We start from the raw sequence: 12,204 nt of genomic DNA on the forward strand, positions 1-12,204 counted from the left end.
TCAATTCAATAGCACTCAGATGGGCGAGACCAAGGGCTTGCCATCCAGATGGCAGCGCATATTGGCGATGAAGCGGTCTACCGAGTTCTGCACCGCCTCGGGCGACCAGCCGCCCACATGGGGCGTCAGCACCACGGCGTCGAGATCGATCAGTTCCTGCGGCGGCAGCGGCTCGCTTTCGTAGACATCCAGTCCGGCACCGGCCAGACGGCCTGCGCGCACGGCTTCGGCCAGCGCTGCGGTATCGACCACCGAGCCGCGCGCGATATTCACCAGCACGCCTTTTTCGCCCAGTGCGTCGAGCACCTCGGCATTGATCAGATGGCGCGTGCCCGCGCCGCCCGGCGTGGCCACCAGCAGCACATCGGCCCAGGTGGCCAGCGCCAGCAGATCGTCGAAGTACTGGTGCTCGACTCCCTCGCGCGGCTTGCGGTTGTGATAGCCGACGGGCATGTCGAAGGCAGCTGCGCGCCTGGCGATCTTGGCGCCGATCTGGCCCAGTCCCACGATGCCCAGGCGCTTGCCCGAGACATTGGCCGGCAGCGGCAGGGCCGAGCGCCAGATGCCGGCACGCGTGGCCTTGTCCAGCTTGACGATGCCGCGCACCGCGGCGATCAGCAGACCCATGGCGTGGTCGGCCACGCAGTCGTCGTTCGTCCCCACGCCGTTGCCGACGGCAATCCCGTGCGCCTTGGCATGGGCCACGTCGATGTTCTCGTAGCCCGCACCCATGGCGCAGACCAGCGACAGCCCGGGCATGCGCTGCATCTGCGCGGCAGACAGGCCCGTCGCGCCAATCGTGCACACGCATTGCACGCGCGTTCCGTGGGCGGCGATTGCGGCCTCGGCCTGATCGGCCTCGGGCGCATAGATCACATCAAAGTCGGCAAAGGTCTGCTCCATCTGCTGCAGATGGGCGGGGACCTGGAGGTTCAGAACTAGCAGGGCAGGCTTCATGGCGGGAACGCGGCGCTCTGGCTTCACACAGCGCTTTCATGGAAAGTGCCCATTTTGAGCATGCTGCGCCAGCCATGCCTGCGCATGGTCAAAGCCCGCCCCCATCCCTGCATCACAGATCCAGCACCAGGCGGCCCGACCTGGCGCGCGAGCAGCAGGGCAGGAACTGGTCGTTGGCCGCCTGCTCGTCTTCGGTCAGATACATATCGCGGTGATCGGGCTCGCCCGAGATGACGCGCGTCAGGCAGGTGCCGCAGACGCCCTGCTCGCACGAGGTCTGCACGCAGACGCCGATGGACTCCAGCGCCTGCACCACGGTCTGCGCCGGCGTGACGCGCACCACCTGGCCACTGCTGGCGACCTCCACCTCGAAGCTCTCGTCGTCGTCGCGGTGCTCCACTTCGGCGGCAAAGAACTCGTAGTGCAGTTGCTCGGCAGGCCAGCCCGCCGCTCGCGCCGTGTCGAGCACGGCGTCCATGAAGCCCTTGGGTCCGCACACATACAGATGCTGACCCTGCTCTCTTTGCTGCAGCAATTCGCTCAAACCCAGCGACGACTTTCCATTCACGTCATCCACATGGATCTGCGCCTTGTCAGCCCATTGCGCAGTCTCGATGGTCTGGGCAAACGCCATGCGCTCGCGCGAGCGGCCACAGTAGTGCAAGGCGAACTCCGCACCGTCATGCGCCAGCTTGCGCGCCATGGCCAGAATCGGCGTGATGCCAATGCCGCCTGCCAGCAGCAAATGCTTGCGGGCCGGTGCATGCAGCTCGAAATGGTTGCGCGGGTGGCTGATGGTGATCTGCTGGCCGGCCTGCAGCTGCTCATGCACAGCTGCCGAGCCACCGCGCGAGGCGGGCTCGCGCAGCACGGCAATCACATAGCGATCCAGCTCGGCGGGATCGTTGCTCAGCGAATACTGGCGCACCAGCCCACCAGGCAGGTGCACATCGATGTGCGAGCCGGCGCTGAACGGCGCCAGTCTGGCGCCTTCCAGAGCCCGCAATTCCAGGCTGCAGATACCGGCTGCCTGCTCCTGCTTGTGCGCAATGCGCACCTCGAACGTGGTTTCAGTCTTCATCTCGGGTACTTCTCTTTTGCTTGTGCGTCGCTAGGCCACCGCCTGCGAGGCTTGCGCGCCGGCCTGGCGCAACCGCTCAATCACGCGCCGCGCACGGTTGGGCCCCACATCCACGTGGATATCCACCACGGCACGTGGACCAAACCGCTGCTGGTTGCGGAACTGGGCTTCGATGACCACCTTGTCTTCCTCGAAGGTGGCAGCCGTCTGATCGATCACCAGCTGTGTCGTGTCCTGCATCTGCGGATGCGGATTGGTCGCAATCGTCCAAAAGTAATGCGCGCTGGTCTCCGTCTCCGGCGTCACGCCGTGAAAGCCGCGCATATGGAATCCTTCGCGCGCCGGGTTGTCCAGTCTGTCCTGGCCCGCATCCATGGCACCGGTCCAGATGCGCACATGCGAGGGATGAAACTCCACTTCCTGCCAGCGGTCGATGCGGCCCTGAAAAGGCCAGGCCTGTGCATAAGTGGGTGGTGGGTCCGAATCCGGCATCCAGCGCACCACCTTCACGCTGTCCCCGTCCTGGCTGACCTTGAGATCCGCGTTCATATGCACGCGGGCGTTGCCGCCGATGGTCTTGAGGTGCACATAGCCCAGATGGCTCAGGTCCAGCAGGTTGTCGTGAATCAGCTGATACGGAGCGTCGTAGTGGTACACGCCACCGCCAAAACGATATTGCGGGTCGCTGTGCACGGCATAGGCCGGCGGCTCCGTGCCAGGCACGGAATCCGGTGTCGCGCCCATCCAGATCCAGAGAATCTGGTCGCGCTCGCGCAGCTCGAAGGACTTCACGCAGGCCTTGGTCGGAATCCGTTCCTGGCCCGGTATTTCGAGGCACTGCCCCTCATGGCTGAAGAGCAGGCCATGGTAGCCGCAGCGCAGACCCGCAGCTTCCACCGTGCCGCAGGACAGCGGCAGCTCGCGGTGGCAGCAGCGATCCTCAAGCGCCGCGACCCGGCCATCTTCCGTGCGGAACAGGACCACCGGCTGACCCAGCAAGGTACGCGCCACCGGCAGGTCCTTCAGTTCCCAGGCAAAGCCCGCGACGTACCATTGGTCCAGCGGAAAGGCAGGCGCGGCTGCGCTCATGGTGTGAGAAATCTGGTTCATCGAAGTCTCCCTGGTCAATGAGCGGCCACTGTTTCGGACGTGGCGCGCCTGTGCGCGACCTGCGGGCCGGCAATGCGGTGCATGGACACGATGACGGCAGCCAGGACAAACGCCATGCCATAACCCAGGTACAGCTGATCGGGCGACCAGGCCGCATCCAGCAGGCCGCCAGCCACCAGCGGCGACACAATCGCCCCGATGCGACCGATGCCGATGCCCCAGCCCACGCCGGTGGCGCGCACATCGCTGCCGTAGACCACCGGCGCAATCGCATAGAGGCCGGCCACGCAGGCATTCACGAACACGCCGATCAGGAAGGCCAGCGTATACGACATCCACAGCGCACCGGAGCTGCCCACCAGAAAGCACAGCAGCACTGCCGTCACCAGCATGAAGACCGCCAGCGCACGGTGAATCGCAAAGCGCGCCGCCAGCAGACCCAGCAAGGTCGCGCCCAGAATGCCGCCAAGGCTCAGCAGCACGCCCGTGGTCACGCCCTGCTCGGGCGTCAGGCCCGAGGCCGCCAGCAGCTTGGGAGTCCAGCTCATCACGAAATAGAAGCCGAACATCACCGAGAAGAAGGACAGCCAGACCAGCACCGTGGGGCGCAGCAGCTTGGGAGACAGCAGCTGCAAAGGCCCCATGCGCTTGCTTTCACCGCTGCCTGCCACCACGGCCTGAGGCAGGGAGCCCAGTGCGGGCAGGCCCATCTTGCGGATCAGTGCATTGAGACGCTGCAGCGCATTGGCGGGCCGCTTGACCAGCAGAAAGTCCATTGACTCCGGCAAGGCAAACCAGGCCAGAACCAGTACCGCCAGCGTGGAAAAGCCGCCAAACATGAAGACGGAGCGCCAGCCATGGTGCGCGAGCAGCCAGACCGCGATACTGCCGCCGATGGTCGCGCCCAGCGCATAGCCGGTCGATTGCAGCGTGACCGCCAGACTGCGCCAGCGCAGCGAGGCATATTCGCTGGCAATCACGTTGCTGCACGCCAGAATGCCGCCCACGCCCAGGCCCGTGATCACGCGCAGCACCGCAAGCTGCGCCGGCGTCTGGCTCCAGGCCGAAGCCAGCATGCCCAGCCCGGACACGGCCAGGCACAGCAGGATCAGGGGACGGCGCCCCAGCTTGTCGGCCATGGGCGCCAGCAGCAGCGAACCTGCGGCCATGCCGAAGAGGCCGGCACTGAGCAAAAAGCCCAGCTCCGAGCCGCTGAGCTTCCAGTGCCCGGACACCGCCGAAGCCGTGAAGGCCATCACCAGCACGTCAAAGCCATCAATCATGTTCAGGGCCATGCATACCGCGATGACCGACCATTGGAAGGTCGTCATGGGCCGCTGGTCCAGATGCGCGCGCAAATCCTGTTCCATCGTTGTCTCCTTGTTTTTTATCATTCATTCAGCATACTGAATCACATTCAGTTTACTGAATGAACTCTTGATCCAGCACAAGTGAATTCCCTAGTCGTGCCGGTTCACCGGCGGCGCTGGCCGGCTTGATCGTGGTGAAGCCGCCGAGCCAGAACGGGCTGCTAGCCGTTGATCACGGCTTGCTCGCCGGCTTCAGTGCTGTCGTGCAACTGCACGAACTTGCGCAGCAGACGCTTGAACTCCGCCTGCTCCTCGGGCTCCAGCGCGGAAAGCATGCGCTGCTGCAGCTCGTAGACATTGGGCACAAACGCGGCCAGCATGGCTTCGCCCTCGGTGGTCAGACTCAAACGGCGCTGACGCCTTGGCAGCAGCTCGCGATGAATCCAGCCCTTGCTTTCCAGACGCGCAGCGATATCGGCCGTGGTCGAGTTGTCCAGCGCGACAAGACGCGCCAGCGTCACCTGGTCGATGCCCGGAGACTCTTGCAGCATGCGCAGGATGGCGTATTGAACCGGCGTCACATCGGGGCCCAGCACTTCTCGAAACAGCAGCGCAGCAATCTGCTGGGCGCGTCGAATCAGATGACCTGGCTGGTCGTAGAGATCCAGGGAAAGCGGGTTGGGTGTGGTGGGCGATTCCATGCAGCAGCGTAGCAAGGGCAGCGCTGACTATGGACAGCGCTGACTCCGATTCGGGGAGCTGCAAGATTACTCCATCTAAAGACATGATCTGCCCCTGCCTGCCGCCGCTCAAGCCAGCGCCGCAACGCCCGACTCGTTTTTTTCCTCGTCGATCAGGCGCTCGATGATCTTGCGCGACTGCACGCCGCCAGCATCGATATTGAGCTTGAGCAGCTGACGCTGCGGATAGTCCTCGAGATTGCGCTGCTGCAGCTCCAGCATCTCCAGGTCTTCGCTGAAGATCTTGTGCTGGCCCTGCTTGATGGCTGCCGTCACCGATGCATCGCCGGGGTTGAACTTGCGCGCCATGCCCCAGAAGTACCACATGCTGCCATCGGTCTCGGGCGTGATGAAGTCCACCACCATGCTGTAGACCTTGTGCTCGTCCGCGGCGTCATAACCGCCCTTGCCGGCATGTGCCACACCCACCTCGATCAGCACATGGCTGGGAGGGGTGAAGCGGCAGACCTGCCAGCGGTCCACAGGCACGTCATCGGCCAGACCATTGCTGCGCAGAGCCATCTTCCAGAACGGAGGCGCCTCGATGTTCTCCATGAAGCGGCTGGTGACCACTTCGCTGTCGCCTATGACTTCAGTCTTGCAGGGCGTCTCGTCGATCTCGGCCTGACCGATGCTGCTGGCATGCACATAGGTCTCATGGGTCAGGTCCATGAGGTTGTCGATCATCAGGCGATAGTCGGCCTTGATGTGGAACAGGCCGCCGTCATAGGCCCACTCGGGGCTGTCATGCCATTGGAGATCCGGGATCAGCGCTGCATCGGCCGCATCCTTGTCGCCCGGCCATACCCAGACAAAGCCGTAACGCTCTTCCACCGGATAGCTCTTGATGGCAGGAAAGCCGCGCACGCGCTGGCCGGGCATGGCAACCGTCCTGCCGTCGCAGCCCATCTCCAGCCCGTGATAGCCACAGACCAGCTTGCCTTCACAGACGCGGCCCAGTGATAGCGGTGCACCACGATGCGGACAGAAGTCTTCGACGGCGGCCATCTTGCCTTCCAGGGCGCGGTAGAAAACCATGCGCTCGCCACAGATCTGGCGCCCCAGCGGCTTGTCCGTGACCTCGGCTGCGGTGGCCGCCACATACCATGTGTTGCGGGGATAAATGGCTTGTTCCTGATGGTTCATCGTGGATGTCTCCTTGTATCTATTGGTCGGGGGTTCTGATCCGGGCGCAGCCTGCGGCGCGGCAGCCCGGCCCTCAGCGGCTGGCGCGAATCAGTTGCGCACCGGGTACGCGTGTGGTCTCGGGCGAGCGCATGGCTTCGCGCAGATTGCGCCGCGCAATGCGCGAGTGCTCTTTCATCAGCGCCTCGGCACGCGCCCCTTCGCGGTGCTCGATAGCGTCAATCACTTCACGGTGCTGCTCCTGGGCCAGGATCAGGCTGCGAAGCGCGCGCGGAGACTCGGAGTCGGCCACCACAAAGCCCGAGGGGGAGGCAAAGGGCAGACGCTTGACCCGCTCCAGCTCGCGCTGCATGAAGCTGCTGCCCGACATCTCCAGCAGGATGTCGTGAAATTCGGAGTTCAAGGCCACATAGGCGGAAAACGCTTCGTCGCCCCAGTTCTGGGCATCCAGCACACGGTCGATGGCATCGAGACAGCGCGTGGCCCGCACCAGCAGGGCTTCATCCACCCCGCGCTCGGCTGCCATGCGCGCCGCCAGACCTTCCAGCGTGCCGCGCAGCTCGATGGCGTCCGACACATCGGCTTCGGACAGCACGCGCACCTTGTAGCCGCGCCCGCCAGCCGTGGCTTCCAGCATGCCCTCCTGCTCCAGCCGCATCAGCGCTGCACGTATGGGAGTACGGGAGATACCCAGACGCTCGGCCAGCACCAGCTCGGAGATGCGCTCGCCGGCTGCCATCTCGCCGGCAAGAATCATTTCGCGCAGCTGCAGCTGCGCCTTCACGACCTGGGAATGGTTTTCTTCCGCTGCAGCAGCGGTGGCAATGGAGGGTGGCATGTCTCGCGGGGCAATTAGTTCTTGGTAGACGGAAGAAATGTATACATAAAAATCAAAAAATCAGCGATTAAATAGCAAATACAAGGGTAAGCACCTATCAACATGTATACATATCAGCAAAGAAGTCAAAAAGAAAGCCACCCGAAGGTGGCTTATCAAACGTCTGGCGAAAGGTGACCGCAGTCAGGCGGGAATCTCCGATGACTCCGCCTGGTTGAGCTGCATATTCCACATGCTGGAGTAACGTCCTCCGGCGGCCAGCAGCTCCTCGTGCGTGCCGCGCTCGATGATGCGGCCGCTGTCCATGACCAGGATTTCATGCGCTTCGACCACGGTGGACAGGCGGTGGGCAATGACCAGAGAGGTCTTGCCCTGCGCCGCGCTGCGCAGCTCGTTCTGGATGGCACGCTCGTTGGCGCTGTCCAGTGCCGAAGTCGCCTCGTCGAAGATCAGAATCGGCGGATTCTTGAGCAGGGTGCGCGCGATGGCCACACGCTGCTTTTCACCGCCCGAGAGCTTGAGGCCGCGCTCGCCCACTCGCGTGGCATAGCCCTGGGGCGTGCGCTCGATGAAGTCATGGATGCGTGCGGCCTTGGCCGCTGCAACCACCTGCTCCTGCGTGGCGCCCGGTTGCCCATAGGCAATGTTGTAGGCCACCGTGTCGTTGAACAGCACCGTGTCCTGCGGAACGATGCCCACGCAGTGCCGCACGCTGCTCTGGGTCACCGTGCGGATGTCCTGCCCGGCAATGCGCACATGACCGCCCTGCACGTCATAGAAGCGAAACAGCAGACGCGCCAGCGTGCTCTTGCCCGAACCCGAGGGCCCGACCACGGCCACGGTCTTGCCTGCAGGAATGGTGAAGCTCACATCGTGCAGGATGGGGCGCGCGCTATCGTAGGCGAACTGCACATTCTCGAATCGCACTTCGGGCGGAGGATTGTCGATCTGCAAGGGCTGGGCGCCTGGCGCATCGGACACTTCGCGCTCCTTGTCCATAAGCGTGAACATGCGGTTCAGGTCGGTCAGGCTCTGCTTGATCTCGCGGTAGATGACGCCCAGGAAATTCAGCGGGATGTACAGCTGAATCATGAAGGCGTTGATCATGACCAGATCGCCCAGCGTCAGCCTGCCGTCGACCACGCCCTGCGTGGCCCGCCACAGAATGGCCACTAGCGCAGCACCTATGATGAGCTGCTGGCCGCAGTTGAGCATGGACAGCGTGGTCTGGCTCTTGAGCCGCACGCGGCGCAGGTTTTCGAGGTTCTCGTCATAGCGTGCGGACTCGAACTGCTCGTTGTTGAAGTACTTGACGGTCTCGTAATTCAGCAACGAGTCAATGGCCTTGGTATGGGCCGCCGACTCCTGGGCATTGGCCTCTTTTCTGAAGCGGGTGCGCCATTCCGTCACGGTAACCGTGAAGCCGATATAGAACACCAGCGCCGCCAGCGTGATAACGGCAAACCAGATGTCGAAACGCACGGCCAGAATGCCCAGCACCAGGGCCATCTCAATCAGCGTGGGCAGTATGGAGTAGAGCGAATACGAGATCAGCGACTCGGTGCTGCGCACGCCGCGCTCGATGTCGCGCGTCATGCCACCGGTCTGACGCTCCAGATGAAAACGCAGGCTCAGGGCATGCAGATGCTCGAAGGTCGACAGCGCGATCGAGCGCGATGCCCCCTGCGTGGCCTTGGAAAAGACCAGATCCCGCAACTCGGTGAACATGGTGGAGGAAAAGCGCAGCAATCCATAGGCCGCCAGCAGACCCACGGGGACCACCAGCACGGCCTGCGCCTGCCCGGGCTTGATATCCAGCGCATCGACCAGATGCTTGAGCAAGATGGGCACGCCCACGTTGGCCAGCTTGGCGCAGATCATGAACACCAGCGCTGCCAGCGCATGCCATTTGTAGCGCCAGATATAGGGAAAGAGGCGACGCAGTGTGGCGCCGTCTGACTGGTTTGCCGCTACTGCGGCTTCTTCAGGGGTTGCAGGTAACTGTGAACGCATTGTGGGGCTGTGTCGCCCTGCTGGCAGTCGGAGCCGCGGTAGAGGGCGTCTATTTCTATGACGGGAATCTGGGTACCTGCTAATTCTGCCTGTCCCGTCACTTTCGCGCTCACCCAGACCAGGGTGAAGGGCTGCAGCAACTGTCTGTCATACGGGCCAGCACCGCAGGCCTTGAAGAAGCTGGCCTCGCGCGGCCATGACAGAAACCCCTGCTCATTGAAACCGGCATGCAGCAGAACCATGCCATCGCGCTGCTCGCTGACGGCCTTAAGAACATGTTGACGATCTCTACGCAGCCGCGTTGGAGCGCAATCGGGATGAGTTCGAAGCGATGGCTCGCCGCTTGCACCGAGGTGCAAGCAAGAGACAGTGTGCAGAAATCGCCCGATTTCGCTCCAACCCTGCGGGAAAGCGGCTTTGCGCACGCCCGGTCAGGGGCAGTCTGCAAGGCCTGCCGCGGAGACAGCTTGCTGAACGCCCCCCAGTGCCGCTGCACCGGTCAAGGGCTCCGGATGGCAAGATGGCTGCATGGCCTGTACCAGCGGCTTGATCGGCGTTGTGGAGACACGTCGCCGCTTCCCGACATTGGGGCTTTTACCGGATGGCTGCTGCAGGCCGTCAGCATGACACTCAGGCATCCACAGATCCACCACAAACACCGTCCCATAGTTACCCCCTACTTACTTGCCCGAACCGTCGCTAGTGGCTTTCTCCCGTTGACATGGTAGAAACCCGATGTTGAGGGACAATTACACCTTTACATTCGTGTCACAGATTTCCATGCCCCCCCGTTCGCCCGACCTTCCCAGCGTTGCCCTGCCCGCCGACAAGGAACTGGTTCTCAAAGTCGTGCCCATGCCTGCCGATGTCAATGCCAATGGCGACATCTTCGGTGGCTGGGTCATGGCGCAGGTGGACCTGGCAGGCTCGGTGCTGCCGCAGCGCATCAGCCACACCCGCATGGTGACCGTGGCCGTCAACGAATTCATCTTCAAGCAACCCGTGCGCGTGGGCGACATTCTGTCCTTTTACGCTGGCGTGCAGCATGTAGGCCGCACCTCGGTCGCTGTGGATGTGGAGGTCTTTGCCGAGCGTTTTTCCGACCAGGGCAAATATGTGAAGGTGACCGAAGCCCGTCTGACCTATGTGGCCATTGATGCCACCGGCAAGCCCCAGTCTCTGCCGGATACCGAGCAGACGCGCGCCTGGCGCGAAAAAATCCAGGCTCAGGCGGCCGCCAAGAGCTGATCCACGCCATCGCGCATGAAAAAAGCGACCTCTGAAGGTCGCTTTTTTCATGGGCTGTGCGCAGAGATTCAGGCGACTGCAGCGCTACCCGAGGTTTCACTGCTGCTGGCTGCAGCCGTCGCCGTGCTGGCGGCACTGCTCTTGCTCCAGGCCGAAGCGGAGGTGCTGCCGGCACTGCTGTTGCTGGAGCTGGTTCCTGCCTCGATCTGCCCTGTCAGCTCCCCGCCCTCTTCGATCACCACCTTGCCATAGCGGATCTTGCCGCTGACCTTGCCAGAGCCATAGATCACCAGCTTTTCACGGACGGTGAGCGAGCCGTCGAACTTGCCATGGATTTCTGCGATATCGATCTCGGCCGTGCCATGAAAAGCACCCTGCTCGGCGATCTTGATGACGCGGGAATTCATGGTCGCCTCGACCGTTCCTTCCACCACCAGGGTGTCGCAGTCCGTGATCTCCACGCCCTTGAGCTTGATGTTGGGGCCCACGGTCAGCTTGCTGCCACCGCTTTCCTCTGCCACAGGCGCAGCGGGGGCCGCGGAGGCGCGCATGGAGCTGGAAGGCGCCGTGCCAAGGCCTGCACTGCTCAAAGAGCTGGCACCCGATGTCGCAGCGCTATTCGCTGTCGAAAGCCCGGTGACGGAATTGCGTGGAGGAAAGCTATCGTTTTCACGTTTGCCGAAGAACGGGTTTTGCACAGCCATGGCAGGAATCTCCTAGTCAGAAAACGCCATCCTATGCAGCATAAGCAGCAACATTTGCCCTTATCTCGCAATAACGGTAAGCAAAGCTTTCACAAGTTTCAGTTACTTGCATGCATTGCCTGATCTCACACAATGAAAGATCTGGCTGCATCCGGGCAAGCGTTCACTTGCCTTGTTTTTACGCATTTCGATCTCTACCCCATATTTCGCAGGCGCCAGACGCACTCTTTTCTGAACAGCGTCAAGAGACGATATAGGCGGCCGTGCCGGTAGACAGCAACTCGCCGTCCACGGACATAAACTCCATCTGGGTATTCGCCACCCGTGAGCCCAGGCGCAGCACTCTGGCGGTGAGCAGAAACTCCTTGCCGATTCCAGGGCGCATATAGTCCACACGCAGATCGATCGTTCCCAGCCGGGAAAACCGATGCAGTCTTTGCGCCGGCGTATCGTCCATATGCTTGGCCGCAATGGCCGCCATCACAGCCAATCCGCCCATGGAATCCAGGCCGGCGCTGATCACGCCGCCATGAATGCGCTGGTAGGCCGAATGTCCGATCAGATCAGGACGCATGGCGATATGCCCCTGCACCAGCGTCGGCGTGATCTCGCCGATCTTCAGACCGATCGTCTGATTGAAGGCCACGCGCGTTTCAAAGATCTCGCGCAAGCCGGAGATGAACTCAGGCTCGAACTGAATGGACTCGGCAGCCTCCTGCGCTGAGTTGCGGGATGGTACGGACCTGGATGTCATAGGCAACCCTGAAAAATTGGTCAAAGAAAAATCGCCCGACAAGGGGCGATTTTCAGAACGGCACAGGTGCAGGACGGCAAAGCTGGCCTGGATTCGGCAACTGCCGGAATCCGGGTGGCGTTTTTGGCGAAACCGCCACCCATCGCTGCGCTCATCTTGCTGCCGCAATGTCTGACTTCAGCATTGGCTGAAGTCAGGGTGGCGTTTTTGGCGAAACCGCCACCCATCGCTGCGCTCGTCTTGCTGCCGCAATGCCTGACTTCAGCATTGGCTGAAGTCAGGGTGGCGTTTTTGGCGAAACCG

13 protein-coding genes are annotated in these 12,204 nt (G+C 62.4%); 1 reads left to right on the top strand and 12 read right to left on the bottom strand.

Features of this window, described 5'->3' with window-relative positions; translation table 11 throughout:
- Positions 1–15: 15 nt before the first annotated feature.
- The 9 genes from FSY59_RS13460 to FSY59_RS13500 all read right to left on the bottom strand — a co-directional run bounded on the left by FSY59_RS13460 (position 16) and on the right by FSY59_RS13500 (position 9,437).
- Complete coding sequence (locus tag FSY59_RS13460) at positions 16–957, bottom strand: 2-hydroxyacid dehydrogenase (RefSeq protein WP_029158371.1); 942 nt, start codon at positions 955–957, stop codon at positions 16–18.
- A gap of 112 nt (positions 958–1,069) precedes the next feature.
- On the bottom strand, positions 1,070–2,038 hold the full coding sequence (locus tag FSY59_RS13465) for a PDR/VanB family oxidoreductase (protein ID WP_148729112.1): 969 nt from the start codon (positions 2,036–2,038) through the stop codon (positions 1,070–1,072).
- Positions 2,039–2,068: 30 nt separating this feature from the next.
- Positions 2,069–3,148, bottom strand: a complete 1,080-nt coding sequence (locus tag FSY59_RS13470; RefSeq protein ID WP_003051098.1) for a Rieske 2Fe-2S domain-containing protein — start codon at positions 3,146–3,148, stop codon at positions 2,069–2,071.
- A 14-nt stretch (positions 3,149–3,162) separates the two neighbouring features.
- Positions 3,163–4,518 (bottom strand): MFS transporter, encoded by a 1,356-nt coding sequence (locus FSY59_RS13475; RefSeq protein ID WP_148729113.1) that lies wholly within the window; start codon positions 4,516–4,518, stop codon positions 3,163–3,165.
- A gap of 161 nt (positions 4,519–4,679) precedes the next feature.
- Positions 4,680–5,159: a MarR family winged helix-turn-helix transcriptional regulator gene (locus tag FSY59_RS13480; RefSeq protein WP_003051093.1), complete on the bottom strand. Its 480-nt coding sequence runs from the start codon at positions 5,157–5,159 to the stop codon at positions 4,680–4,682.
- Between the two features lie 108 nt (positions 5,160–5,267).
- Positions 5,268–6,344, bottom strand: a complete 1,077-nt coding sequence (locus tag FSY59_RS13485) for an aromatic ring-hydroxylating dioxygenase subunit alpha (protein WP_003051091.1) — start codon at positions 6,342–6,344, stop codon at positions 5,268–5,270.
- A gap of 73 nt (positions 6,345–6,417) precedes the next feature.
- Complete coding sequence (locus tag FSY59_RS13490) at positions 6,418–7,182, bottom strand: GntR family transcriptional regulator (RefSeq protein WP_003051088.1); 765 nt, start codon at positions 7,180–7,182, stop codon at positions 6,418–6,420.
- A 183-nt stretch (positions 7,183–7,365) separates the two neighbouring features.
- Positions 7,366–9,195, bottom strand: a complete 1,830-nt coding sequence (locus FSY59_RS13495; protein WP_050873935.1) for an ABC transporter ATP-binding protein/permease — start codon at positions 9,193–9,195, stop codon at positions 7,366–7,368.
- On the bottom strand, positions 9,153–9,437 hold the full coding sequence (locus tag FSY59_RS13500) for a hypothetical protein (protein WP_003051085.1): 285 nt from the start codon (positions 9,435–9,437) through the stop codon (positions 9,153–9,155). The genes FSY59_RS13495 and FSY59_RS13500 overlap by 43 nt, the downstream gene beginning before the upstream one ends.
- A 538-nt stretch (positions 9,438–9,975) precedes the next feature.
- Between FSY59_RS13500 and FSY59_RS13505 the strand changes: the two genes are divergently transcribed.
- Positions 9,976–10,443, top strand: coding sequence for an acyl-CoA thioesterase (locus FSY59_RS13505; protein ID WP_029158370.1), 468 nt, complete (start codon positions 9,976–9,978; stop codon positions 10,441–10,443).
- 68 nt (positions 10,444–10,511) lie between these two features.
- On the opposite strand, the gene FSY59_RS13510 is transcribed toward FSY59_RS13505, so the two are convergent.
- The 3 genes from FSY59_RS13510 to FSY59_RS27535 all read right to left on the bottom strand — a co-directional run.
- Positions 10,512–11,147 (bottom strand): polymer-forming cytoskeletal protein, encoded by a 636-nt coding sequence (locus tag FSY59_RS13510; RefSeq protein WP_003051076.1) that lies wholly within the window; start codon positions 11,145–11,147, stop codon positions 10,512–10,514.
- A 241-nt stretch (positions 11,148–11,388) separates the two neighbouring features.
- Positions 11,389–11,901, bottom strand: coding sequence for a thioesterase family protein (locus FSY59_RS13515; RefSeq protein ID WP_148729114.1), 513 nt, complete (start codon positions 11,899–11,901; stop codon positions 11,389–11,391).
- Positions 11,902–11,921: 20 nt separating this feature from the next.
- Positions 11,922–12,204, bottom strand: a 283-nt coding sequence (locus FSY59_RS27535; protein WP_222864294.1) for a hypothetical protein, incomplete at its 5' end; no start/stop codon positions are given.

The sequence above is a fragment of the Comamonas sp. Z3 genome, from assembly GCF_008121565.1.
In the GTDB taxonomy this organism is placed as follows: Bacteria; Pseudomonadota; Gammaproteobacteria; order Burkholderiales; family Burkholderiaceae_C; genus Comamonas; species Comamonas brasiliensis.